The organism is Paenibacillus sp. 1A_MP2, assembly GCF_052244825.1.
Classification (GTDB): domain Bacteria; phylum Bacillota; class Bacilli; order Paenibacillales; family Paenibacillaceae; genus Paenibacillus; species Paenibacillus vandeheii.
The window spans coordinates 3,196,924-3,223,357 of record NZ_JBQQCS010000001.1 but is presented as its reverse complement, the minus strand read 5'-3'; the positions used below and the strand labels follow the sequence as shown (position 1 = coordinate 3,223,357).

General features: G+C 41.7%; 18 protein-coding genes and 2 pseudogenes. 2 read left to right on the top strand and 18 right to left on the bottom strand.

What is annotated here, in order from left to right; all coding sequences use genetic code 11:
- Positions 1–6: 6 nt before the first annotated feature.
- The 9 genes and pseudogenes from ACTWJ7_RS15845 to ACTWJ7_RS15805 form a co-directional block, all read right to left on the bottom strand.
- Positions 7–813 (bottom strand): condensation domain-containing protein, encoded by an 807-nt coding sequence (locus tag ACTWJ7_RS15845; protein WP_443145621.1) that lies wholly within the window; start codon positions 811–813, stop codon positions 7–9.
- Positions 810–4,625, bottom strand: a complete 3,816-nt coding sequence (locus ACTWJ7_RS15840) for a non-ribosomal peptide synthetase (protein ID WP_443145620.1) — start codon at positions 4,623–4,625, stop codon at positions 810–812. The genes ACTWJ7_RS15845 and ACTWJ7_RS15840 overlap by 4 nt, the downstream gene beginning before the upstream one ends.
- Positions 4,606–6,114 carry a condensation domain-containing protein gene (locus ACTWJ7_RS15835; protein WP_443145619.1) on the bottom strand — a complete coding sequence of 503 codons (1,509 nt, stop codon included), beginning with the start codon at positions 6,112–6,114 and terminating at the stop codon, positions 4,606–4,608. Before ACTWJ7_RS15835 ends, ACTWJ7_RS15840 begins: the two co-directional genes overlap by 20 nt.
- A 368-nt stretch (positions 6,115–6,482) precedes the next feature.
- A complete protein-coding gene (locus ACTWJ7_RS15830) occupies positions 6,483–10,859 on the bottom strand; it encodes an aminotransferase class III-fold pyridoxal phosphate-dependent enzyme (protein WP_443145618.1) in 4,377 nt (1,458 codons plus the stop codon).
- On the bottom strand, positions 10,835–11,893 hold the full coding sequence (locus ACTWJ7_RS15825) for an AMP-binding protein (protein ID WP_443145617.1): 1,059 nt from the start codon (positions 11,891–11,893) through the stop codon (positions 10,835–10,837). Before ACTWJ7_RS15825 ends, ACTWJ7_RS15830 begins: the two co-directional genes overlap by 25 nt.
- Positions 11,894–12,186: 293 nt before the next feature.
- Positions 12,187–13,392: an ACP S-malonyltransferase gene (gene fabD / locus ACTWJ7_RS15820; protein WP_079349292.1), complete on the bottom strand. Its 1,206-nt coding sequence runs from the start codon at positions 13,390–13,392 to the stop codon at positions 12,187–12,189.
- A gap of 329 nt (positions 13,393–13,721) precedes the next feature.
- Entirely contained in the window at positions 13,722–13,982 is a 261-nt protein-coding gene (locus ACTWJ7_RS15815) for a hypothetical protein (RefSeq protein WP_079349293.1), read from the bottom strand.
- Between the two features lie 33 nt (positions 13,983–14,015).
- Positions 14,016–14,875 (bottom strand): annotated as a pseudogene (locus tag ACTWJ7_RS15810) (Cof-type HAD-IIB family hydrolase).
- Positions 14,876–15,048: 173 nt separating this feature from the next.
- Entirely contained in the window at positions 15,049–15,585 is a 537-nt protein-coding gene (locus ACTWJ7_RS15805) for a GNAT family N-acetyltransferase (protein ID WP_443145616.1), read from the bottom strand.
- 220 nt (positions 15,586–15,805) lie between these two features.
- Here ACTWJ7_RS15805 and ACTWJ7_RS15800 point away from each other — a divergent pair, with 220 nt between their 5' ends.
- Positions 15,806–16,252, top strand: coding sequence for a S8 family serine peptidase (locus ACTWJ7_RS15800; protein WP_443145615.1), 447 nt, complete (start codon positions 15,806–15,808; stop codon positions 16,250–16,252).
- On the top strand, positions 16,162–16,965 hold the full coding sequence (locus ACTWJ7_RS15795) for a S8 family peptidase (protein ID WP_443146384.1): 804 nt from the start codon (positions 16,162–16,164) through the stop codon (positions 16,963–16,965). Before ACTWJ7_RS15800 ends, ACTWJ7_RS15795 begins: the two co-directional genes overlap by 91 nt.
- 169 nt (positions 16,966–17,134) lie before the next feature.
- On the opposite strand, the gene ACTWJ7_RS15790 is transcribed toward ACTWJ7_RS15795, so the two are convergent.
- From ACTWJ7_RS15790 to ACTWJ7_RS15750, 9 genes and pseudogenes are all read right to left on the bottom strand, one after another.
- Entirely contained in the window at positions 17,135–18,577 is a 1,443-nt protein-coding gene (locus ACTWJ7_RS15790) for a 6-phospho-beta-glucosidase (RefSeq protein WP_079349297.1), read from the bottom strand.
- Between the two features lie 35 nt (positions 18,578–18,612).
- Positions 18,613–20,528: pseudogene (locus ACTWJ7_RS15785) on the bottom strand (beta-glucoside-specific PTS transporter subunit IIABC).
- Positions 20,529–20,894: 366 nt separating this feature from the next.
- The gene (gene licT / locus ACTWJ7_RS15780; protein ID WP_024630513.1) at positions 20,895–21,734 is read right to left on the bottom strand and encodes a BglG family transcription antiterminator LicT; all 840 of its coding nucleotides are present in this window, start codon (positions 21,732–21,734) and stop codon (positions 20,895–20,897) included.
- Positions 21,735–22,310: 576 nt separating this feature from the next.
- Positions 22,311–23,102, bottom strand: a complete 792-nt coding sequence (locus tag ACTWJ7_RS15775; RefSeq protein ID WP_079349300.1) for a class I SAM-dependent methyltransferase — start codon at positions 23,100–23,102, stop codon at positions 22,311–22,313.
- A 30-nt stretch (positions 23,103–23,132) separates the two neighbouring features.
- On the bottom strand, positions 23,133–23,438 hold the full coding sequence (locus tag ACTWJ7_RS15770; protein ID WP_079349301.1) for a hypothetical protein: 306 nt from the start codon (positions 23,436–23,438) through the stop codon (positions 23,133–23,135).
- A gap of 23 nt (positions 23,439–23,461) precedes the next feature.
- Positions 23,462–24,022: an AAA family ATPase gene (locus tag ACTWJ7_RS15765; protein WP_079349302.1), complete on the bottom strand. Its 561-nt coding sequence runs from the start codon at positions 24,020–24,022 to the stop codon at positions 23,462–23,464.
- Between the two features lie 177 nt (positions 24,023–24,199).
- The gene (locus tag ACTWJ7_RS15760) at positions 24,200–25,249 is read right to left on the bottom strand and encodes an acyltransferase (RefSeq protein WP_443146383.1); all 1,050 of its coding nucleotides are present in this window, start codon (positions 25,247–25,249) and stop codon (positions 24,200–24,202) included.
- Between the two features lie 176 nt (positions 25,250–25,425).
- Entirely contained in the window at positions 25,426–25,959 is a 534-nt protein-coding gene (locus tag ACTWJ7_RS15755) for a GNAT family N-acetyltransferase (RefSeq protein ID WP_301877411.1), read from the bottom strand.
- A 47-nt stretch (positions 25,960–26,006) separates the two neighbouring features.
- Positions 26,007–26,402 carry a VOC family protein gene (locus ACTWJ7_RS15750; RefSeq protein ID WP_079349305.1) on the bottom strand — a complete coding sequence of 132 codons (396 nt, stop codon included), beginning with the start codon at positions 26,400–26,402 and terminating at the stop codon, positions 26,007–26,009.
- Positions 26,403–26,434 lie beyond the last annotated feature (32 nt).

The window sequence follows — 26,434 nt, the reverse complement described above, 5'->3', positions numbered from 1 at the left end:
TATATATTAGAAAAAATCCACTTCAATCAAATCTGCTAACGTATCCCGATTCATTAATTCTTCAACCAATTTTATTTTGCTGATTTCAATATGAGGATTTTGGCAAATGGCTGTTAATATTAATAATAAATTTTTGGACATCGCTTCAATCGTTGTTTTCTCAAATAATGTTGTGCTGTATTCAAAAGCGGCTTCCAGTCCATTTTCCAAAATGGTGGCATATAAGGTTAAATCGAATTTGGATACTTTATTATTTTGAGCATAAGGTTTACAGGTTGCGCCCTCCATTTGAATCTCTGATGCCTCGGTATTTTGCAATACAAACATGGTGTCAAACAACGGATTTCGGCGGACATCTTTGGTTATATGAACTCTCTCGATCAATTCCTCAAACGGGTAATCCTGATTCTCATAAGCGCTTAACATATGTTCTTTCACTTCAAGCAGGTACTCTGTAAATGTTTTTTCTCCCTCAGGATAGTTTCTAATCGCAAGTGTGTTCACAAACATCCCCATAACCGGCTCCAATTCCGCATGGGTCCTTCCTGCGATCGGCGTCCCAACGATGATATCTTCTTGGCCGCTGTATTTGGATAATAAAATGGTATAGGCTGCAAGTATAATCATGTAAAGCGTCGTTCCTGTCAGAACTTCCATCTTTCTAAAATCTGTAAAGAGTTCTTCTTCCATTGCAATTTCGAATAAATCTCCCTCATTGCTCAGGATTTCAGGTCTCTCATAATCTGTAGGCAGATCCAGAAGGGGGATCTCTCCACTAAAGACATCAAGCCAGTACTTCTCCTGCTTTTTCATCTCGTCACTTTGAAGTTGAGTTTGCTGCCATTCCGCGTAATCCTTGTACTGGATTCGAAGGGGGAAAACTCATCTCCCTTGTACAATTGGCTAAGCTCGGTCATTAGAATGTTGATGGATAACCCGTCTGCAATAATATGGTGCAGATCTACAAGCAATACATGACGCTCCTGCTGGAGTTCAATAAGACCCACTCTCATCAGAGGGGCTTGACCCAGATCGAATGGGCGAACAAACTGTAGAATTTGGTCTTCGATATCTTCGTCCGAGGATACGAACCATTCCATTCCAAAATTCACTTCAGGATATATCATTTGTTTAGGCTCTCCGTGTATCATTTTAAATGCCGTCCGAAGAGATTCATGACGACGAATCAAGTGTTGAAAGGCTTCTGTTAACCTCATACGATCAAGCGATCCTTCTATCATAAAGATGCCTGACATATTGTAAGTGAGTTCCTTACCGCCTTTGATGCTCATAATGTACATTCTCATTTGCGCCGAAGAAAGGGGATAATATTCTTTCTCCTCCGCTTTGGGAATGGTAATCAATACACTTCGCTCCATATTTCCAATGAACGGAGCCATCTGTTCAATCGTTTGCCATTCAAAGACGTTTCTTACCGACATACTGACATTAAGTTTATGATTGATTGCGGACACCAGTTTTGTCGCTCGTAAAGAGTTACCTCCTACATCAAAGAAATTATCTTTTATACTGATTTTTTTCACGGCAAGCACGTCTTGCCAAATAGGCAACAACTGTTTCTCCATCGATGTTCGGGGTTCTACATATTCGCTTCCCGTTTGTATATTTTCTTCCGGAAGCGGAAGCAACCTGCGATTCATTTTCCCGTTTGATGTCAGTGGCATCTGATCTAACTGTATAAAGTAGGCTGGGACCATGTAACTCGGTAAAATAGCAGAAAGACTTTCTTTCAAATCTCTAACCGTAAGCGTATTAACCGCTGTGAAGTAAGCACACAAAGATGGGTCCCCATGATTGTCTTCTTGTGCAATGACGATGACCTCTTCCACACTCTCTATAGTTAACAGTGCTGCTTCGACTTCCCCTACTTCGATCCGATATCCGCGAATTTTGATTTGGTGATCCATTCGTCCTAAATACTCGATATTGCCATCCGGAAGCCACTTTACCAGATCGCCCGTCTTGTACATTTTTTCTCCATAGACAAACGGATCTCTCACAAATTTTTCTGCGGTCAGCTCAGGTAAATTCAAGTAGCCTCTGCCTACCCCATCGCCGGCAATACATAATTCTCCTACGATGCCAACAGGCTGTACTTTTTCCTGTTGGTCTAACACATACAGCCGATTATTTCCTAATGTTCGACCAATCGGTACGTAAGCCCGGTTATTTCCGATAACAAGCTGCTCTGGAGTTACACGGTAAGTAGCAGCATCCACACAGCATTCTGTTGGACCGTATACATTGATAATAGTTGGTGGCGTAATGTGGTAGAACGAAAATAAGGATGTTAAATCAACCACACTTTGCTGAGAGAGTGCCTCTCCACCAATCAGCATGTATTTTAATGATATCCCGTGAACATGTTTGGCTTTTAATAGTAACTTCAAATGTGCGGGCGTACCGTCTGTTACATCAATTTGGTGTTGTTGATAGTAATTCATCAAATTTTGTCCATCCAGTATCGTTTCCTTGTTCACTATAAATAAGGAATGCCCGGATAGTAGTGCGCCAAAAATTTGCTTGACCGATGCATCGAAATAGTAAGGCGCAAGTAAAGCCATATGCAAATGTTGATGCTGATTCTCAATAACCTGGCTATACAATGCTTTGACTAAGTGATGCACCTGACGGTGCTCGATCATCACGCCTTTTGGCTTTCCAGTTGTACCCGAAGTATAGATCACATAAGCTAACTGCTTGGAATCTCCTGCTGACTCCAGATTCGACAGATTCGCTGCGTAGGTTGATTCATCATTCAAATTAATCGTTGTGCCATGGAAAGATACAACATGCTGAAGATGCCTTTGGGTGACTACCACCGTTGCTCCTGAATCATGCAGGATATACCGGATACGCTCTTCCGGAGAATCCGGATCAATGGGTACATATGCCCCTCCCGCTTTTAAAATTCCAAAGATGCCAACGATCATATCAATGGAACGATCGGTCACGATACCTACTGCTTGCTCCGCTTGTACCCCTTCAGCTCTTAATTTACGCGCCAGCTGATTCGCCCGTTCATTCAGTTGACGATACGTCCATCGCTGATCCCCATACCCAACAGCTAATTGATCTGGTATTCGTTCCGCCTGCGCTTCAAATAATTCATGGATGGTCTTATCGCGTGAATAATCTATCGTTGTGTCGTTAAATTCATGTAAAACAAGATTCTGCTCACGTTCAGACATCATCTGAATGTCTGACAAGTGAACATCCGGTTCGTTCACAATGTCTCTGAGAATGTGGAGCAAATGCGTTTTCATCCTGTCGATGGTGTCCCATTCGAATAGTTCCGTTTTATAATTAAAGTGCATTTCCAGGCATTCGCTGTCATCTTCAACAATAAACATAAGATCGTACAACGATATGCCCACATTTAATTCTCTCACTTTAAACGTGTAATCCGTTTTTTGTCTTGCATTCAATTCTGTATTCAAAAAGATAAACATCGTATTGAATAGCGCTGTCCCTGTTGTATGCCGATGCATGTTTAACTTCTCTACGAGATTGTCAAAAAGATAGTCCTGATGATCCAATGCATCCAGGGATAGTTTTTTAATTTCTTCGAGATAGGATCGAAACGATTTATTGCCTGCCGGCTGTGATCTAATGGCTACCGTCTGAATAAAGACACCTATCATGTTTTCGACATCAGGATGGTTTCTTCCTGAAGTTGGCGTACCTACAATCAGATCTTCTTGACCCGAATAATGATGAAGCAGCACATTATAAGCGGCCAATAGTAACATAAACAAAGTGGTTTCAGTTTGTTTAGCCAACTGTTCCAGCGAATGCTTCAAATGTTGATCCAGAACGAATGACACTCTTGACCCTGCCGAAGTTAAATGAGGGGTTCGAACAAAATCAGTAGGCAGATTAAGGTTTGGTAGCTCCCCTTGGAATTGCTCCAGCCAATACTTTTCTTGCTGTTTATAGGCTTCTCCCGCCATCCATTCTTTCTGCCAAGCTGCAAAGTCTTTGTATTCAACTTCAATCGTCGGCGTATTTTTTCCGTCATAATCATCCAGAAGTTGATTGGCAAGGATACCGACAGAGTAACCATCGGATACAATATGATGCATCTCGATGAGTATTTCTGCATGATCATGATCGACTTGAATGAATTCAGCCCGGATTAATGGTGCCATGGATAAGTCAAAGGGTTTGGCAAACGTCTTCACATCTTGTTCAAATTGAGCCGAACTTTTTTGAGACTTTTTCACTTCAAAATCAACCGAAGGGGCAATCTTTTGGTACAATTCTCCTTCAATGAGATGAAAACTGGTGCGAAATGCTTCATGACGTTGCACCATTTTTTCCAATGATGACATCATTTGAGTTTCATCTATATTTCCCGTGACCGTGATGTGGCCGCACATGTTTTGAAAAACGCTATTCGGCTCAAATTGATCCAGAAAATAGATTCGCTGTTGTGCAGCGGATGTTTCATAGAATTCTTTAATTTCCAAAGCTGGAATCGGCATGAACGTATCCTCTTGCTCGCCTGAAATCAGACTGGAAAGCTCCTTCAGATGTTGATTCTCAAAAAATTGAACAATCGAAATTCTATGTTGGAACTGCTCATGCACCTTTGAAAGCATCAACGTCGCCTTTAGCGAGTTCCCCCGAGATCAAAGAAATGATCATTTCTCCCACCTGATCCACGGATAATACTTCCTTCCAGATCAACGCCAGCTGTCTCTCCGTATCATTGGCCGGATCTTCGAACACGGCTGAATGTTTACCGCCAAGAACGCGCTCATAGGCCAGACGACTGTACATTCCATGTAATTGATCTTGTTGTTCCGATGAAAATAATGTCAAAGACGCAATTTCAGTCTCTGGATGACTAGTCATATGTTGCAGCAGACCCATAAACCCTTCTGACCATAATTTCATCATCTCATGTCCAATGAGGTCAGTATTATAATCAAAATCCAGGTACAATTCACGGCTAACATCGGTAATATTAAGGAATAAATCATAAGGAATATGTTTAATGGGATACGACATAAATTCAGTCTCGATATGTTCAAATTGAAGATGATGGATCGTTCTATCCATATTAAATAAAATGCGGGTATCCGGCGCTGTCATGTTGGAAAGGTGCTCTGATACAATTGACAAGGGAACATGCTGGTATTTCATTACCCGAGCTAACGTTTCTTTGATATGAAGCATATTGTCTATAATGGATTGCTCCATGTGCAAGGTATTGTAAACAGGTACAATATTAACGCAATTTCCAATCAGTGCATGTTTATTCATATGGGACTGGCCCGCCGTAGGGACGCCGATCACAAGTTGAGACTGACCCGTGAGTTGATGCAGATATACATGAAATGCTGCAAACATGGTTACAAACAAGCTACTCTTATTATTCATACTCAGCGTTCGCAGTGATTCTGCTAATGAACGGTCCAGCTTCATGGAATATCTTGCACCTGAATATCCTTTCTGAGTGTCCCCGGACTGCGCCGTTGGTAACATTATTGTGGGAAATGATAAGGAAAATTGCTCTTTCCAAAACTGAATTCCTTGGGTAAATGAACCTTTTTGATATTCAAGCTCTTGCCATGTTAAATATTCATGAAATGGAGTAGCCTCAGGTAATGAAACTTGTCCTCCTCGAACAAGAGCGGAATAGGTTTGTTCCAACTCTTGAATGAATACAGCAATCGACCAACCGTCTGCAATAATATGATGGAATGTAAGCACCATAAGATATTGATTCGTTGCCTTTTTAAGCAAAGTGATTCTAAATAAAGGCTCCCCAGATTTTAGATCGAATGCTTCACTCGCATCATTAGATAACCAATTGGAGACTTCCAGTTCTTGATTCTCGTGAATATGCTCTGAGAGATCAACACATGTGCATTGAAATTCGATTGCAGGTCTAATTTGTTGTGTTTCACGATCTACATGAATAACCGTTCTCAAAGCATCATGTCTCTGAGCGATCTGATTCACGGCCTCATTCAGTACTGAGGGTTCTACGTAGCCTGTCATGTTTAAAATAACGCTTTGATTTAATGCAGCATTCGCAACTTCACCATGCAGTGAAGTTAATAACAGATGCTTTTGATCCAACGAAAGTTGATATTCCCGAACAGGCAAGTCACCCGGAATAAATCCAAATTCGCGAAGTTCATGCACCGTTTCCTTCACGATTCTAACAATGGTATTCATGTCATCCAGGGTATGAACGGTCGATATAAAACAGTTTCGACCTTCCCAAATATATAAACCTTTATGAATTAAATGGTAGAAAAACAACTCCAAATCGCCAAAAGAAATAAATCTAAACAACGATCCGTAGTTTACCATTTGTATTGGCACATTGGAGGTTTTGAAAAACTCATTTAACTCGTTTACCAGATAATCTGTTTTTTCGTTTAATTCCTTATATAAGCCTTCTCCCTGGGATTGAAGATAATCCAGAACCGTTAACGTTACCCTCATCGTAAGCGGGTGTGTACAAAATGTTCCGCCGACAAATGTTTTCTTATCCGCAGCCTCCGGATAGGACTGATCGCCATAATTCCAGATTCCCCATCCACTGCATTCATGAATTCCGCTTGGCCTGCGACGATGCCAAGCGGCATCCCGCCGCCGATCACTTTCCCATACGTAACCAGATCTGCTTGAACGCCAAACCATTCTTGCGCCCCACCCAAACCAATTCTGAATCCAGTGATGACCTCATCGAAAATAAGAGCAGTTCCAAATCGTTTCGTAATCTCTCGTAGCTCCTGTAAAAATTGTCTTGGCTGCATATCCGGTCTTCGACTTTGCACTGGTTCTACGAGCACAGCCGCCAACTCATCACCGAGACTTTGAATGATATCGAGTGTTTGTGGATGGTTATAATTAAGAATAATCAAATCATCCATATAGCTATTTACAATACCTGGAGCCATGGGAAGAGCAGACGATAAGGCATTCTCAGGGTTCGCTACACCCAGCACACCGTCATGCGTTCCGTGGTATGATCCTGAAAACAATACGACTTTGGAACGGCCCGTAACCGCTCTCGCCAAGCGCAGCGCGACCATGACTGCCTCTGTTCCTGAATTATAAAATGCGACACGCTCTACTCCTGTCAGCTCACAGATTTTTTCTGCGACGTCGCCTGCCAGATCTGACATCGGACCTAGTGGAGGTAGCTGTTCCTGAATGCTGTCTGCCATTACATTTTGGATAAACGGTGGATGATGACCGAATAGATTTACACCAAATCCCATAGTCAGATCCATATACTCGTTCCCATCCATATCCCATAACTTGGTGCCATCCGCACGTACCGAAATAATGGGATACACAAGTTCTTTCCAATAAGAACGGAATCCGGATACATTACGATTATTCGCATGAACCAAACGAGTTTGATCTGTTTTTAACTTCGAGCCTTTGGTTCTTGCTGTGTACTTTGCAATAAATTGTTCCAAATACTGGTTCTGAAGATGTGTAAATCCACTCTCTTCATGAATTTTCAATGATTGATACGGTATGAATGGTTTGGCATCCTTTGATTCCGTCACTGGTTTGATTGCTTTAAGTTCTTTGACTACTTTGAACTCTTTGAGTTCATCATGTTTACCTTCGATTTGAGATGGTGGAACGGTATCAATTGATTCACCTAACAGTAAATTAAGGCTCTTTAATTGTGATTCCATCAGCTGAATGGCCGAAATCTTGATTTGCTCTGAAATATTGGCGGAAGATTGTAACGTGCCCGTATTGCTTGCAAATGCATGATTTCCATTGTGTTCCTGATCAGGTTTATCAATTATATTTTCAATCACGACGCTGTCCTTCGTATTCTCAGACACGTATTGGACCAGATGATTAATATTCGTAAGGTTATCAAAAAACATCTCCATAGGGATATTCAAACTGAACATGTCCAAAATTTCTTTCTGAATTTGCACAAGAATGATGGAATCCAACCCCATTTGGAGAAAATGAGCATGCATATCTAACTCATCCAATTTCAATCCAGAAGCACGACTTATGCTTGTTTTAATTTTTAATTCAATATCATTTGTATACCTCTCCATATGAACCTCATTCCTCTCTGAAATGTACCCAGTTGGTATCGGATGCTTGACTTCAATCCAACACCTCTTCTGTTCAAACGGGTATAACGGCAATGGAATTTTTGGTATAAACTCATGTCCATAAAATTTCTCCCAATCAATCACTGCCCCTTGGGTAAACAACTCACCGAATTGATTTAATGATTCTACCTTTACCTGATCATATAGACGATCGGAGATAAGCGTTTTGTCTTTTTTTCCATAGCCAAAATAAACATCGGTCAGCTTACCCTCTCCACGTGCGATTTGTTTTAATTTTTGGCTTAGTTCTTGTGTACTGGTTATAATGATGGCCAACCGATAATCCAAATTAGCTCTTCCTGTACTCGCTGTATAACAAATTTGTTGAATGGAAACATCACGGTGATCGTCTATATATTGATGATAACTTTTAATCAGGTCATCAAGTGCTCGTTCATTGACAGCAGATAGGACAAATAGATTAGGCTCTTGAGCAGTTTTTGGATGTTCGATCTGCAAAGGGACAAATTCTTCGAGCACCACATGCGCATTCGTCCCGCTGAAACCGAAAGAACTAACCCCGCAGCGTAAAGGCTTGTCTTCTTCACCAAAAGCCATTGCTTCTTGATTGACATAAAAAGGTGAAGCTTCAAATTTAACCAACGGATTAGGTTTGTCAAAGTGCACCAATGGTGGGATTTTCTTATGTTGAAACATGAGGAGCGATTTGATTAATCCAGCTATTCCCGCTGCTTCGAAACAATGCCCAATGTTTGTTTTGGCAGAACCGATTGCACAAAATTGCTTCCGATCTGTATATTTCTCAAAAGCTTTACGGAGCGCATTGAACTCAACGGGATCACCTAATTTCGTCCCTGTGCCATGTGCTTCAATAAAATGCAGCGTTTCAGGAGAAATCCCTGCGTCTTTCCATGCCTGTTCAATCACATTGGTCTGTGACTCAGGATTAGGTGCAGTGATTCCCACAGTCCTGCCATCTTGATTAATCGCACTCCCTTTAATCACACCATAGATATGATCGCCATCGTTAATGGCTTGCTGCAATGGTTTCAACAGGACAGCTCCAACACCTTCACCAAACCCGGTACCGTCGGAATTTCCACTAAACGTTTTTGTTAGCCCGTCAGGAGATTCCATATCCAATCCAATACTTATCGGTAATAATGCCGTTCGGATGCCTCCGGCTAGTGCCATTTCACAATCTCCAGCGAGCAACCCTTTACATGCCATATGAACAGCAACGAGTGAAGAAGAACAAGCCGTATCGATCGTAAGCGCTGGACCTTTCAGGTTTAGAAAATAAGCGATTCTGCTCGACAGTACAGAGGGTAAATTTCCAATGATATAATTTTTGAGCTCTTCGGGGTAATTAGCCGTTACAAGCCGTTCATAGTCATATCCAACTTTCGAATAACCCACATATACGCCTACATTTCGTCCATTGATGCCCTCGCCTGCATATCCTGCATCTTCAATCGTATGCCAAGCGGTTTGCAAGAATAGCCTTTGATTCGGGTCCATAAATTGTGCTGTTTTCGGTGTTAGACCAAAGAATGAATAATCGAATTGATCAATTTGATCAAAATAACCACCCTTGATAAATTGAGTTTCATCCATCTTACTTCGGATGGATTGTAAATAATCAGCTGCGTCTTTCACCCGACTTTCGGGATAATCATGAATGTTATACGTGCCCTTTTCTAAAATGCTCCAAAACTCATTCGTATTCGATGCTCCCGGAACGTTCAAAGATATGCCGATAACAGCAACATCTTTTGTTGATGTCTCCTCTTTCATAATATGGTTTTCGCGCATGGTTTCGCCGTGGCTTCTAGCCAAATATCTTGCTAATTCAGTTATAGAGGGATATGTAAAGAGGTCAGTAACAGCAAGCTCTTCTCCATATTTTTGTTCTATACGTTCAGCGATTTGAGCCAGTTCTAATGAAGTTGCCCCCATATCAAAGTAACTATCTTCAAGTTCAACCTTCTTCCCCAGCAGCACTTCAGAAAATAATGAAATTAATTCTGTTTCTAAAACTCGAACAGAGACAGGAGCCGTTTCTTTGGCTTTATCATTCATGATCCGTTCATGAATAAATGTGGACTCTGTTAAGAATTTACCTGCTTCATATTGCTTGGCTAGCTGATATCGCTGTATTTTGCCACTTGTTGTTTTGGGTAATTTTTTGATGGGCAGTACCTGTTTGATACTCCATCCTCCGTGTACATATAAGTGTTTTTTTATTTCTTTAATGAGAGGCAGAAAGTGTTCAATCTTTTTTTTATAAACTACAAATACAACAATTTCTTCACTTTCACTATTCGGATCATAGACACCACAAGCAGCAACTCTTCCGAGTTCGATGTCATCCAGCTGAATCGCTACACGTTCAATGTCATGGGGGTATACATTTTTACCATTGATGAAAATAATGTCTTTTTCCCGCCCTGTTACAACGAGATTGCCCTGCATGATAAAACCGAGATCCCCTGTGTTCACCCATCCATCATGCGTCAATAACTTCTTCGTTTCTTGTGGATTATTATAATAACCTTGGGTGACGTTATCCCCCTTGATTTGAATCTTGCCGATAACAAAATCGGGAAGAAGGTTCCTTTCCTCATCGCAGATTCTAAGCTGGCAATAATCCACAGCCTTGCCAACTGCGACAAATGACGCCACGTGTTCATCTTTTTTGTCTAATTCAATCACATGCTCTCCGAAATTCAGATGATCCCGGTGCAGGTACACCGCAGTAAATTCTTCTTCTTCAGGGGAAAAGCAACAGCAACAGAGGCCTCAGCCAATCCATATACAGTAAACATGGCCGTGTTCTTCAATTGGTATTTTGACAATACATTTAAAAACTCATGACACACTTCGGGTAATATAGGCTCGGCCCCATTATAGATGACTCTTACACATGACAGGTTCCACCCCTCAGCTTTTTCTTCGCGAAAGAAATTCAAAAAATACTTATATCCAAAATTAGGAGAGGAGAGTATGGTTGCTTGGTGTTCATTTACTTTTTTCATCCATAGAATCGGTTTTCGAATAAATAATTCAGTTGGAATCAGGTACTGATGAATACCTGCCACGAGGGGGACGAGGTGAAATCCAATTAACCCCATATCGTGGGTAAGGGGCATCCAGGAGAGAAAGCTATCGCTTAAACTGATTTTTGTACCATTTATAGCAGCACTAGCGTTGTGAATTAAATTTCGATGCGTGAGCATAACCCCTTTCGGGTCACCTGTTGATCCAGAGGAAAATTGAATAAATGCCAGCTCTTCTGGTTTAGGCTCATAACAGGTTACATCTGTATAATCATAGACTGTATCTTGTATAATTTCCGTTTTAGCTTCTAATTGATGATGAAAATCCAGTAATTCATGTTCTAAAGCAAACTTTTTCATTTTATCCAACACCTTCTCAGATGCAATCATGACGGGGTTGTTTAGCAAATCCCAAATACGGCACACTTTCAAGTTTTGTTCTTCATCTTCACCAATACTTACAGGTACAGGTATCATTCCACCAAGAATACAAGCCCAGAATGCCACTAAAAATCGTTTATTCTCTTGGATCTGAAAAATAATCTCTTGCTTTGGTTTAATCCCTATTTCTTGTAAATAACCCAAATATCCTAGTGCTTCATTAAATAATTGACTGTACGATATAAAGGTTTCGATTTTATCCGCATCAATAAAAAGTATACCGTGGTCCGTAATCTTACTTCTGTCCTGTATGACATCTACTAACGTTAGAAATTGATTTGTATACATATGTCTCCTCCAAATCTATCATCTCATTCACGCTTACCTATTTTAATTACACATATTTCCAAGGAAATTTTACCATAGTAATATATGTAATAACAAGTATAGTAATGTAAAAAATACAAAATATTTAGCAATTAAATAATACATTTTTTACATATTTATGACAAAAAATGAGGATACCCATCAAATTCAAACTATAAACTAATCTGTCTAAACGACAAAAAGGCTACCTTTTTAAGAGGTAGCCTGGAACGTTTTACAAACTTTTCAAAATAACAGCATTGGTATTATTTACATTAGATTGCATTAATCAATGAAGTTTTATTCTTTGTAATTTGTTTCGCAGAGAGAATTGAATGACAGATCTGCATGGAATGATTTATTTCTTCTTCACTAAGTTCATATTCATGGTTGTCTACTTGTTCTTTTACCCTTTGTAATTTTAGAAATAAGGGTTCTACCGTTTGGGTATAAGCTATGGAATCTTTGTTATAGTTCCGTGAAATGAGTGAGGTCACCATCAATTCAGATAATATATGTTTACGTATATTTAACAACTTATTTTTTCTTTCATTTGTATTCGTAAGCATGATTAGATCAGAAGGTTGATTTAATGAATATGGAACTATCCTGTTAGTTATTTTATTCATCAGACTTGCTAATACATTTTTAGACCCCAATTCGATCACTTCTGTAATCCCATGTTCAAGCAAATACAGCATAGACTCTAACCATCTTACAGGCATAGTCATTTGCCTATTTAAGTAATCAACGACGGGTAGATCAGGCTGATACGGTGCTGCTGTAACATTGGAAATAACAGGATATTTAGCTTGTTTATATTGTTTTTGATCTAATTCTGCTTTAAATTGATCCCCTGCAATTTGCATCATAGGAGAATGATAAGGACCACTTACGTTCAAATAAGAATGTTTAGTGCCCATGGATTCCGTCATTTTTATTATTTGTTGTATGGATTGACGATGTCCTGAAATGACAAATTGCTGGTCAGAGTTCATACAAGCCACACATGCAGGGTGTTCTTGTGTTGAAACTTCTTCACATATTTTTTGAAGTGATTCTAATTTAATCTGAGAAATAGCTACCATAGTACCCTGCTGATGCGGATCTGCATTGTTCATAATGATGCCTCTTTGTCTCACAAGCTTAATGGCGTCATGAAAAGAAAGAACACCAGCACATACAAGAGCCGAGTATTCTCCTAAACTATGACCTGCCAACAAAGTGGGTTCCACGCCTATTTCTTGCATATAAACTTGAAAAGCAATAACACTAACAGTTAAGAGGGCAGGTTGAGCATTCATAGTCAGTGTCAAATCATTCATGCTGCCTTCAAAACACAACTTTCTTAAATCGAAAGAAATAGCGTCGCTGGCTTCTTCAAATCGATTCTTAGCTACATCAAAATGGTTCCAAAAACTCTTACCCATCCCAACAATCTGAGAACCTTGTCCAGGAAACAGTAAAGCTAAATTACTCATCCAGCATCCCCCATTTGTTCAACTTTATATTTCGTTTATTCAAGTTTCTTTTCCAGCCATATAATCCCTTGTTTTCAAAAATATAATAAACTTTCATTTTAAGTTATGCAATGATAAAAAAATTGGAGGGTTAACGAAAACAGACATCTCCTGTCGTGGAGATGCCTGTTACGTTCTTATTCCAGCATTTTGCATCATTCGATTTAGGTATTGTTGATTAAAAGACGCTCTTTGGATTTATGCAAAATGCTCATATGTTTAACTCATGGAGAAGGGTTGTTTATGAACGATCCTGAGCCTAAAACATTGTTCATGAAACAGATGCTGCCTTAACCCAAATATTTCAGTATCCCGTCTGTTTCATTGGCTCTCAGGGTTACTTTGGCTAACAACTGTTCTGGTTGTTGAAAGTCCACTTTAATCTCCGCCATCATTTCCTTTACCATTTCTTCAAGCTGTGCCAATGTTGTTTCTCTAGGTAAAATACGAGTTCTTGCAATCTCATGCTTACGAAACGAATCGTCGTACGATGGAACGGTTTCCTGACCGAATGCACTAACTTCCAGCTCAACTTTTATTCCTTCCGACATCTATGCCACCTCTTCCACTCTGTTTAAGGTTAATCAGAACTCAATCAATCCATATTTCACAAAACTGTGGTACAAACCATCCTCTTCAATTGTTCCGGTTATATCATCTGCAATGGCTTTGAGACCTGGCTTGGCATTTCCCATCGCAATCCCTACGTTGCAAAACTCCAGCATCTCGGCATCATTCATGCCATCCCCGATGGCGAGGGTATCTTTACGGGACATACCCAGATGCTCCAACAAATCCGCAATAGCAATGGCTTTATGAATGCCCGGGATCATCAGTTCGCCACTGCCTTCACCGAAGATGGGCACGGTGCACTGAATGACTTCGAATTTGCCTTCGAATTCCTGCTTGATCCGGTCGAATGGAATCGTAGAGCTTTCCAGAAAACAAACCTTGTTTACGTCATCCTTGTATAAATCCGCTTCGCCATACGTCAACCCGGCAATAAACGGATGTGGCTTTTGTTCTTTTTCTCTCTGGCATGGGGATCATTATGCACATCACCATAGATGCGACGTTCCAGATGAGATTGAAGATTGGCGCTGGCGTACAAGGCCGAATTGGATTCCAGGTAGAAGTCGATCTGATGTTCATTGAAAAAATCGACCATATGCCGAACGTCTTCAGCTGTTACCCTTTTGTGATATAACACATCCTGACCAAACTCAACATATCCTCCACCGGCACCGATCAGACCGTCAAATCCTACGTCCCAAATAGAATCATAGATTTCGGCCTTCGATCGTCCTGTACATAAATAGAGCAGATGTCCATTTTCACGCGCCTGTTTGCACGCCTGTTGTGCAGACACCGGAATGTTGCCGTCATCATCTACCAGTGTGCCATCAATATCTATAAAAACAATCTTTCGATTCGTTGTGCTCATCTGCGTTTGCCCCCATCATGTAGCTTGTCTATGTTATATCAAACCATTTAAAATCCAGCTATTCTACTTCATTATAATTTCCGCGAGTGCCGACAGGCATTGTTTCTGTGTCAGCCCACAAAGGAATCCGCATACACTTCAAGTCATTCCATCTTGCAGTCTCTTGCTGAGGCTTATATTAGTTGAAATAACTGGCCTACTGACTTGTCCATGTGTACGGTTTGCCAGTCATCGTCCTGCTCAGCAATAACCGTATACCCTTGACGTTTCCAGAAATCGACGGCCCCAGGCAAGAAGCGATGCGTATGTAAATACAACGTTGTATAGTGCAGTTCTGCCACCACCTTCTCCAGTTCTCTCACGAGAAGTGAACCGATGCCATATCTGCGATACTCTGAATCCACATAGCATTTCACAATTTCCGCCGTAGACTGCGAAGGGTATCGTCCTGCCATTGCTTCGATGCGCCCATCATACGGCAGGATACCAATGGAACCCACAATCCGATTGTCTTCCATGACGGCAACAAGAAAGATCGTATCGGCTGAATCCAGATAATGTTCTCTGAATTGCTCCAAGTCAGTAGGTATTCTCTCATGATCTATCATTGGAAACACTTCTCTGCGTACACGCATGGCAAAATCAATTGCATCATTCATCAGGTGCTCCTGAATAGCGATAACTCTCGGTTTTATCTGAAACTGTGCCAAAAAAACCACATTCCTTATTCGTTATATTCGAGTCTGATGACAACTCCATCTACGAACCCATTTAGACGCATGTTCGCCCTCTGCTTCTCATCTTACCGAATTTAACCTTCCCTATCAATCTATCTAAGCTACTAACCAAAATAGAAGAAAGCCCGCGCGATCTGATAGGGTTCGCATACTATAAGGCGTGTCATCAATCAAATTCGAGGGGGAAGAACATATGTGGTTATCGCTAGGGATCTCTGCTGCAGTCCTGCTTGCGTTGGGGTTTGTCTATCGCTATGTGGAAGATAAACGCGCAACCAAGAAGTTTCATCCCCATGCGCCAAAGCAGTTGTTAATTAAGTTCAAGGAAGGTACGACAGCCGACGAGATAAACACCTTGCATAAAAAAGCAAAATGCAGCGTAGCCGAAACGTATGAAGGTCTGGGATGGTATCGCATCGAATCAAGAAAGAAAATGCACCGTATGTTAAAGCATTACAAGAATCATGTGCTGATCGAACACGCTGAACCCAACTATTATCTTCAGTCATCGTTTTCGCCAAATGACCCCTTTTTCCATACCAATATAACCTGCAAAAAATCAATGCTCCCGCTGCCTGGGATATTTCCCAGAGTAACCGTTCGGTCAAAATCGCGATTATTGATACAGGCGTACAACTGAATCACCCCGAGCTCGCTGGCAAGATCCTGCCTGGTTATGATTATGTTGATTACGACAATATCCCTGAAGATGGTAACGGGCACGGCACGCATGTTGCCGGAATCGCCGCTTCCATTACCAACAATGGAGTGGGCATTGCAGGTGCTGCACCGCTTGCTTCCATTGTTCCGCTCCGTGTACTCGATAACAATGGACAAGGTACAACGGGCAACGTCGGAAACGGACTTGTTTACGCCGCCAACAATGGTATTCAAGTCGTTAACCTGAGTCTCGGCGGGCCTACGGGAGAAGCCTTTCTTCAGGCTGCTGTGCAGTATGCATGGGATCGAGGCGCTGTCATCATCGCAGCAGCAGGTAATGATAATACTTCGTATCCGATCGTGCCCGCGTCTTATCCCAACGTCATTGCAGTAGCTTCAACCAATCCTTCCGACCTCAAATCCAATTTCTCCAATTATGGATCCTGGGTAGATATGGCTGCGCCAGGGGATTCCATCTTGTCCACATACCTGGGTGGCTCTTATGCTTATCTTAGTGGAACGTCCATGGCTGCTCCCCATGTAGCGGGAGTAGCGGCTCTGCTGGCTGCACAGGGCAAAACGAATGCTCAGATTCGGGATGCATTATGCTTCGCTTCGGAACCTGTATCAGGCTCCGGGATCTACTGGACATATGGGCGACTGAATGCCTATCAAAGTCTGCAAGTCCCCTAATGCATCTACATCCGTTGATGTTTGGATTAAGCAAAGCCTCTTCTATGTTCACGAACAAAAAAATTAAAAAACCACACACATCATGGGTCAAATTCATCCTGAAAAGCAAAGAGCAATCCCGTGTCAACGAGACTGCTCTTTGTCTATTCAAAAGCAGCAACACCTCAAATCAGAAATATTGCGCGCCATTATTGGCGATAACCTCTTTGTACCAATGGAAACTTTTCTTTTTCACTCTGCGAAGTGTGCCCGTCCCATCATTGTTTCGGTCTACATAAATGTAGCCGTACCGTTTCTTCATCTCCCCGGTACCTGCGCTGACCAGATCAATGGGTCCCCAACTGGTGTAGCCCAGAAGCTCAACTCCATCCTGAATGGCTTCAGCCATCTCGGCAAAATGACGATTCAGATATTCAATGCGGTAGTCATCTTCAACGGTGTCATTGTCCAGCAATACATCCGTAGCGCCAAGTCCGTTTTCCACAATAAACAACGGTTTACCGTAGCGATCATACAGCTGGTTACATGTAATCCGAAGTCCTTTGGGATCAATCGTCCATCCCCACTCCGATGCTTGAAGATAAGGGTTCTTCACCGAGCCAAATACATTGCCTTCCGTCGAATCCTTTAAAATCTCTGGATCCGCGCTTGTGCAGCGACTGGCATAATAACTGAAACCGATGTAGTCGACCGTATTTTGCAAGAGAATATGTTCATCTTCTGGCTGCATATCAATCAGGATCTCATGTTCTCTGAAGAAACGCTTGGTATAACCTGGATAAGCTCCCTTGGACTGAACATCGATGAAGAAGAAGGACTCCCGATCCTGCTCCATCGCTTTCCATACGTCATCTGGGTTGGATGTGTAAGGGTAGACCATCCCAGCAGCAAGCATACAACCGATCTGAGCACCGGGGATTATTTCATGACAAGCCTTAACGACAAGGGCACTTGCCACAAGTTCATGATGGGCTGCCTGATAGAGAACCTGGTCTTTGTTCTCGCCTTCCTGAAGTACAATACCCGCGCCGATATATGGTAGATGCAGCAGCATGTTGATCTCATTAAACGTCATCCAATACTTCACTTTGTCCTTGTAACGATTGAACAGCGTCTTTGCATAAGTCTCGAAAAATCCAATCATCTTGCGGTTTTTCCATCCGCCGTAAGTCTCGACCAGATGCACTGGAACATCAAAATGACAGATGGTGACCACGGGTTCAATATTGTATTTTAATAATTCGTCGAAGACATCATCGTAAAATTGCAATCCTGCCTCATTCGGCTCAACATCATCACCATTTGGGAATATCCGTGCCCAGGCAATGGACATTCTGAAACACTTAAATCCCATTTCCGCGAATAAGGCAATGTCTTCTTTATACCGATGGTAAAAATCAATTGCTTCATGGGAAGGGTAGAACTCCCCCGCTTTCGGGTCATAAGAATCCAGCTTTCCCATCGCAATAGGGAATCGATTGGCACCTGTTGGAATCAGGTCAACGGTAGTCAATCCTTTGCCACCCTCAAGATATGCTCCCTCAAGCTGATTCGCTGCCGTTGCTCCTCCCCAGAGAAAATTCTCCGGGAAGGCTGTTAATTTTTCAAACATCGGCTATTCCTCCTATTCGTATTGAAAACATTCAATTAACTGAGCACTGTAAGCAATTTGTCTTTTTCATTCACAACGGCATCTTTGGTTCCCACGACATCCAGATAATTCGACGTATTCGTAATAATAATGGGTGTAACCGTCTCATATCCGGCATCCTTGATGGCTTGCAGATCGAATTCCATAATCAGATCCCCTACATTTACACGGTCGCCGTCTTTCACATGAGCATTGAAATGTTGGCCTTTCAGTTGTACCGTATCCTGTCCGATATGAATCAGCATCTCAACACCATCATCCGTGACCAATCCAATGGCATGTTTCGTACGATACACGGTTTGCACAACTCCATTAATCGGGGATACCACTCTGCCGCTGGTTGGGCGGATGGCGATCCCTTTACCCATATGCTCGCCAGCAAATGTAACGTCGTTGATTTCTTTCAGTTCAACCACTTCACCAGCCATTGGGCTGAAAATTTCGAATCTGTTGTTCGGATTTGGATCAAGCACAGGTGCTGGAGCAGACACTGGCGTTGCTTCTACTTTGTCCTTGAATCCAACGATGTAGGTAAGAACAAAACCAAGTATGAACGCAACCGCTGTTGCCACAAGTGCCATGTAGAATCCGGAATCAACGCCAGTGGCTGAGTTGATAAAGGTTGGATACCCGAATACGCCAAGTCCACCAAACATGTACATTTTAGACCCGAAGAACCCTAAGATGGCTCCACCAATACCACCTGCAATACAGCTCATGATAAACGGTTTTTTCAGCGGAAGCGTCACGCCGTAAATGGCTGGCTCGGTGACTCCGAAAATACCTGAAATGAAGGCTGGAATACTTAACGATTTCAATTTGGCATTTTTCGTTTTTAACATGACAGCCAATACTGCACCAATTTGAGCAAAGGAAGCGGCAAACGACATCGCTACCACCGGATCGGATCCAGACGTGCTCAGGTTTAGAAGCATAACCGGCACCAATCCCCAGTGGAGACCGAACAGTACAAACACTTGCCACAAACCACCGATGACCAAACCTGTAACGAGCGGGCTTAATTCATAGATGCCTGTTGCTCCTGCACCGATCAATTGACCTGCCCAAGTAGAGATTGGACCAATTACAAGGAATGTTGCTGGAACAATAACAAGTAATGTAAAGAATGGAACCAGGAACGTACTAACCACTTTAGGAATGACGTTTTTGAAGAATCTCTCTATTTTTACAGCAAAGAATGTAGCGATAATAATCGGAATAACCGATGATGAATAGTTCATCAGAATAACAGGAATGCCCAGGAACGTAATGTGAATGGGTGATTCAAACAATGTACCTGCGAACAGGGTGTACAGTGGATCTCCCGTAGATAACCCGGATAGCGTTGGATAAACCAGCGTAGCTCCAATCGCCATACCCAGGAACGGTGATCCGCCAAATTTCTTAATCGCAGTATAACCAAGGAATACCGGGAAGAAGTAGAACAGACAGTCACCCGTTGCATTCAACAGATGGTACGTTCCTGATGTATTCGTTATCCATCCAAAGGATATAAACATCGCTGTAAAACCTTTGATCATCCCTGTCGCAGCGAGTAGTCCGAGCAGAGGTGTGAATACACCAGAGATCATGTCGATAAAACGACTGAACAAACTCCCTTGTTACCCAAATCTTCCTGTTCCTCTGCAACCTGTCCTTCAGCAGGCAGATTACCTGCCTTAACAACTGCTTTATATACATCCGGCACTTCATTGCCGATAACGACCTGATACTGTCCACCACTCTGCATAACGGTAATAACACCTGGCAGATTTTTAAGTTCCTCCGTTTTAGCAACGCTTTCATCTTTGAGTTTGAAACGCAATCTGGTTACGCAATGGAATACACTGTTTACGTTTTTGGCTCCCCCTACACCAGACAAGATGTCTTTGGCCAGTTGATCGTAGTTCATAGTAATTCTCCCTCTCTAAGTAGACTCCCGATGCTTGTGAAACAAAGAAAACCTGAACTACTGAACATACATAACGTTCCCGATAATTCGGAAATAAGTCATGTTATTCAGCAATTCAGGTTTTGCCCTTAACGGTTGCAACCCTGTAAGGCTGTACACAGCGATATTCAGTTGTTACACTAACAACTTCATCTTAAAGTAAGTTGCAACCCATCTTTACGGACCCAGAGTGGTCGGAAGTATCGGAATTGCCTGATTGAACAGTTACAATCCGATTGATGTATGCGCTTACTTTATGAATTCATAATATAATAACTTCTGAACTTTTGCAAGCGTTTTTTTAAGAATCTTTATTTTGTAATATCGTTACTCTGATGTGGCATGTACCACGCGTTCGATATGAATGGTTAAGTACATCATTTCTTCGTTAGTCAGTTGATACGTGTAGTTATTTTCAATGAATTTTCGAATTTTCTCCGAGCACTTGTGCGCTTCAGGATACTTCTTCTGAATCATCTCAAATAACTCATCGTCGTTGTTGCTCTTGTAATGCTTGCCTTTCACCAGCCGTTGGGCGAAAAACTTCAGATGGGTCACAAATCGATAATAATTCAGTGAGTTCTCGTCAAAGTCCATTTTGAAATGATATTTAATAATCGTCAAAATCTCCTGCATCACTTGAGTCATGCTTCGGATGTTAGGCATCTCTTCGTTTAGTGCCGCATTTACAAAATGAAGTGCCATGAAACCCGCCTCATCTTCCGGCAAAAGCACACCAAACTGATCACAAATCATATTCAGCGCTTCCAGCCCTACCTCATATTCATCCTTGTAAAGCTGCTTGGTCTCCCAAAGCAATCCATTACGGATAGGCAGATGGTTACGATAACGTTCAATGGCAAAATGAATATGATCTGTCAGATGCAGATAGATGCTCTCGTTGAGCTTTTTCCCCAGCTTCAGCTTGGCATAGGCAATAATCTCCTCAGACACTTTCATGTATTCCAGTGGTATGCTCGCGATTAATGCCTTGAAATTTTCCTGGATATCTTCATTCTGTAAAGTAAATATCTTATCAATATGCTGCTCGGACACATCATCGCCAGCTCGCTTCTGAAAAGCAATGCCCCGTCCAATGACAATAACCTCACGTTCGTCTTTAATCGCAACTACAGCATTATTGTTTAACACCTTCTCGATCTTCACTTTATCCACTCCAATATACAGAAAAAGGCAAACCGTACCTTCAACGAGGTCACTGGCCTTGCCTTTTCACTTCAATATTAACTAATGTGCGTTCATGGTATTACATTTTTCTACAATGTGCAACAAAAAAATCGATGATGCCTTATCGCTAACAAACCACATGTTGAACGTCTAAATGAATCTGTTCAGCTGCTTTGTATTTTTTTCTGTTTGCGTATAATCAAGCTGTATTTTCCTGCCTTTCCATCAAGACCACTCCCTTAGCATGACGCCTTATCCAGAGAATTATACTTGACACCCGGAACGCCAATTCCTTAATTTCAATACCTGTCTGTATTAGACACCTTTTACTGGCCCTTGACTTTGTGCATAGAAGCCAAAATTGATAGATACGTTCATAAATAATTCCGCTTCATTTCAGACAGAAAACGCTTGCACTTATTTACCTTTTTTTTATTTATATGCTTCTTAAAATCAAGTTGAATTCGGATCAAAAATATACAAAAAAAGCCCTTTATTTTAGAGGGCTTCATGTGTCCGAATAATGAAAAATTTCATACAAAAAATTAATTATTTTTATTTCGTCACGCTTTGCTCACATTTTTGACAGACATATATCATTTCATAACATTCTTCAGTTAGCGGTGTACCATGCCAATCCTTGTAGAGATGTAGTATTTTGAATCCATTTGTACGTAATAGACGCTCCATCTCTTGGGGATATGTATATCTTAAACGGATATTGGTCCCTTTTTCACTAATGATATTTCCATTTCCATCCTTCGTCTTCCTTGTTGTAGTATAGTGCTGGATCTGCTGGACTGAATCATATCGGCTGACGGTATATACATCGACAGCATTATAGGTTTCACTATCGACATAGCTTCTCCAGTATTCTTCAATCGGAGGTTGCAACAATTCCTCTGTGCTCGGGAAGCGTGTACCAAAAATAAAGAGACCTCCCATCTCCAAATGCTTGTTCACTGAGGATAACAATCCATCCTGGGCTTCATTGGTCAGGAAATGTTGAAACGAATTGCCAATGGAGTAGATCAGCCTGCTTACCACATTTAATTGCAGTTTGGTACAATCCTGTTCCACCCACTCAATAGCTACCTGGAGATCAGCTGTCTTGTTTCTGGCTTCCTCTAACATACCTTGATGGATATCTATACCAACCAGACGGTGACCTTCCATTGCTAATGGAATAGTCGCTCTTCCTGTACCACATGCGATATCAATAATCACGCCCTCCGTATATGCAGCCCATTGGGAAAGGAATTTCACATCTTCAAGGTATGCATTATTCTCCTGATCGTATAACGCAGGGTTATCGTATTCTTCAGTATTATCTATATGAATAGTCATTCATGTCCCCCTTTTCGTGTAATCGTTTCATCATGATTTATTGTTGCGGCTTTCCTTCTCCAACTCTGCTTCAATCCTGCGATTAATTACTTTCAACTGATCCGAATCCAAGTGTTCGACATTAGTCAACTGTTCATCTATCTTGTATTCTTCCGCTTCACCCTTGTTCATCAGTCCCAGATGATGCTTGATGGATCGAATATCCTCGCGCATACTCATGGTCTGACGATAATTGTCTGCAACAAGTGCAAATATAATAGCACCTGCCAGAATCGTACCATATGGGAACAGAAGACAGAGAACAACTCCTACTACTAAAGCCAAAATAAAGTACATGCCTTTTTCGCCTCCTCTTTCAATTACAGTTTGAATCGTTCTTGGATGAGTTGAGCAACCTCTGTCGCACTCTTATGCGTGTTATTGATTCGAAAATAATGCTCGTGCGTAATTTCTCCGGGCTCTGAATTCAATCGATATTTCTCCATGCTCGAAATCAGATCCTGCTCGGACCATTCGACATTCCGCTTCGTTGCTTTGTGCAGCAGCCGATGTGGGCTTTTATTACGAACCAGACGTTCCGTCGAATCAGCTTCCAGTTCAACATAGCATACCTCAGCACCTCCGGACTCGAACAACGCACTGATTTTTCGAATGTAATCCCAATCCTCTTTCATATCGAAAGCCCATACAAATGTAAAAATCAAACCGGGCAGCTCGCTCCTCGCCACTTCTTCAAAAATCTCCTGACGGAACAGGTTAACAAGCCTCTTTCCTTGAGGCGTACCATAACTGAAATAGGGCGACACCAGTTCAATCGTCATATGATTGTGAAACAATTTCAGATCAGTGATCTTCTCCAATTCCTGACCAACCGTCATTTTCCCTACAGCCTGTGGACCAAAAATAATGATAAACTTCATTCCACCACTCCTGACTTCAGTTACATGTATTCCATTACTTGAATTTTATGGACATTAATCCATAATAACGCCTCGTGGACAAATAAAAAGAGATTTCAAGCCATCCACTGAAAGTTCAGGGCTTGAAATCTCTCTTTCGGTTTTACTTTATATTCATCGTTTCACAGTGTGCCCACATTAACGTCCAATCAGAACCCATCCCCACTTCATACGTCGGAGTCCCATGGCAATAATCCATGAGAGCAGTATTGCTACAACATAAGAAAGCATAATGCCAAGGCTAAAATGTGGAGCGAGCTCCACGGTGAGTTCTCTTCTCCAGAACAACAGTACTAATGGGTGTATTAAGAATACACCAAACGCCACCGTGCCCAAAGAGTTCAAAATGCGAGTTGCCCGATTAGATCTGCTCTGTTTCCAAGCGCCCATTCGTTCACATGTCATTAACAAGAGCAAGCAGGCCGAAAGAGTAAACAGATTACGGAAAAGAAATAGCAGCGTATAGGTTAGCGCCGGAGATGCGGCGAAAGTCGTTTTTACATATGTGTTGCCATAAATAAAGACGGCCCCTCCGCTCAACAATGCAGCGATCAACACATAACGGTAGGAGAACAGTTTCTTCATTGCTGCATCGAAGTTCAACCCAATCCAGGCACCGAATCCAATAACAATCAAGTAACTTGGCAGCAAACTCCCCATCCGTGAGAAATGAAACTGCAGATGCAGGGCGTAAAAAACTGCCTGTGCCGCAATAAAGAACAACGGTAAATATTGATTAAATAAACGATAACGTGTTAACGAAAGAAGCAGTGGAAATACCACATAAAATTGCAAAATAATTAGAAAAAAATATAGATGCGTGTGTGCAGTACCGGTTAACAATTGCTCCGAGAACTGCTTCACATGTGCCAAAGGCTCTTTGTTTGCTAGCCACTGCTTGACGATAAAATAAATGAGTGACCAAGCCAGATAAGGCACAAAAACATAAAATAATCGCTTTTTATAAAAAGTGGGCATCCAGCCCTTTTCCTTCATCTTGGAGCTGTAATTGTAGAACAACACCAGCGAGGAGAGGAACAGAAATGCGGGTACGGCGAATTGCAGAAAGCTGTTCCAAAAATAATAAAAGTCATGATCCAGCGTGTGCTTGGGATAATGGGCAACTGCCGTTGAAGTCGCATGAATAGCAACCACAGCCATGATTGCAAAAGCACGATAGAGATCCAGATACTCAATACGCCGGGCCGATTAACCGGATGATTCATAATAAAACCTCACTTATGCCTGATAGAATGGTAGTTTCCGGCCGCAATCCAGATTCTACCCTTTATTTTAAATCAGCAGACGTGGGTATTACAATCATAATCCATATTATTTTCGTTAAATCACAACATTTCTCAACATTATTCGACATCACCTATCCAGAACCGCTCTACGATATTCCCATCAGGCTCAACATAGTCTTGATCCTGAATCCCTCCGTTACGAAGAATAACTCTTCTGGATGCCTCATTGTGCGCGTCACATACAACCAGCACTTTCGTGATCCCGAGATCTTTCGTGATTTCCAAGGACAGCTTGAGGATTTCGGCACCGTATCCATTTTGCCGCTCGCCTGGACGAATCCCGTAACCAATATGTCCTCCGCTATGAAACAGCTTCTCATTCAGCTCATGTCGTATATTCACGGCTCCAACCACTCGATCACTTTCCGTCACGAGCCAATATGTACTGTCCCTAACCCAGCCTTCCGGTATATTAATGCCTTGTTCACTACGTTCCAAAAAAGCTAACATCCCTTCAAAAGGGTAGGGCTCTTTCGAAATGACCCACGGTACCATCGATTCTCCGCTTGCAACCCAGTCTTCATAAAATGCCATATACGTTTCTTTATATTCTGCTGAAGGTTTGATTAGTCTAACTTTTTCTTTGCTCATTTTACGCACGTCCTCCTCACTCATATTGATTGCCCAGCTATTTCAACCTAATATACTAATTCACAGTCATGATGCTCCCAGACGTCGAACAGATTACCGTCCAAATCCTCGAAAGTAAAAAACTTCCCGTATACACCCTCATCACTAACTTTGCCAACACGGACATGACCAGCAGTGAGTTCAGTATGGAGTTTGATGATATCGTCAGTAAAAAAAGTGATTACCCATCTCTTTTTCTGCCTCACTTGAAATACGGCTCTGGAATCATGATCACTTTCAATCAAATCGAGAATCGGTCTATTGTCTCTAAATAGGCTAATATAGCCTTCTCTAGGCTGCCTGATATTGAATCCAAAATGGTTCACAAACCATGCTGCTGACTGCTCTACATTTGTCACAGGAATGACATTGTATGCAATGCCCAGTATTTTTCCACTCGTCAAATTGATTAATCTCCCTTCATTGCATTAATAAC

Coding starts and splice junctions, on each gene's coding strand:
- ACTWJ7_RS15825 (WP_443145617.1), bottom strand. CDS start 11,893: ATGTATACAAATCAATTTCTAACGTTAGTAGATGTCATACAGGACAGA.
- ACTWJ7_RS15840 (WP_443145620.1), bottom strand. CDS start 4,625: ATGCTTTCAAAGGTGCATGAGCAGTTCCAACATAGAATTTCGATTGTT.
- ACTWJ7_RS15770 (WP_079349301.1), bottom strand. CDS start 23,438: ATGTACTTTATTTTGGCTTTAGTAGTAGGAGTTGTTCTCTGTCTTCTG.
- ACTWJ7_RS15765 (WP_079349302.1), bottom strand. CDS start 24,022: ATGAAGTTTATCATTATTTTTGGTCCACAGGCTGTAGGGAAAATGACG.
- ACTWJ7_RS15775 (WP_079349300.1), bottom strand. CDS start 23,102: ATGACTATTCATATAGATAATACTGAAGAATACGATAACCCTGCGTTA.
- fabD (WP_079349292.1), bottom strand. CDS start 13,392: ATGAGTAATTTAGCTTTACTGTTTCCTGGACAAGGTTCTCAGATTGTT.
- ACTWJ7_RS15755 (WP_301877411.1), bottom strand. CDS start 25,959: ATGAGCAAAGAAAAAGTTAGACTAATCAAACCTTCAGCAGAATATAAA.
- ACTWJ7_RS15845 (WP_443145621.1), bottom strand. CDS start 813: ATGAAAAAGCAGGAGAAGTACTGGCTTGATGTCTTTAGTGGAGAGATC.
- ACTWJ7_RS15790 (WP_079349297.1), bottom strand. CDS start 18,577: ATGTTTGAAAAATTAACAGCCTTCCCGGAGAATTTTCTCTGGGGAGGA.
- ACTWJ7_RS15815 (WP_079349293.1), bottom strand. CDS start 13,982: ATGTCGGAAGGAATAAAAGTTGAGCTGGAAGTTAGTGCATTCGGTCAG.
- ACTWJ7_RS15800 (WP_443145615.1), top strand. CDS start 15,806: ATGTGGTTATCGCTAGGGATCTCTGCTGCAGTCCTGCTTGCGTTGGGG.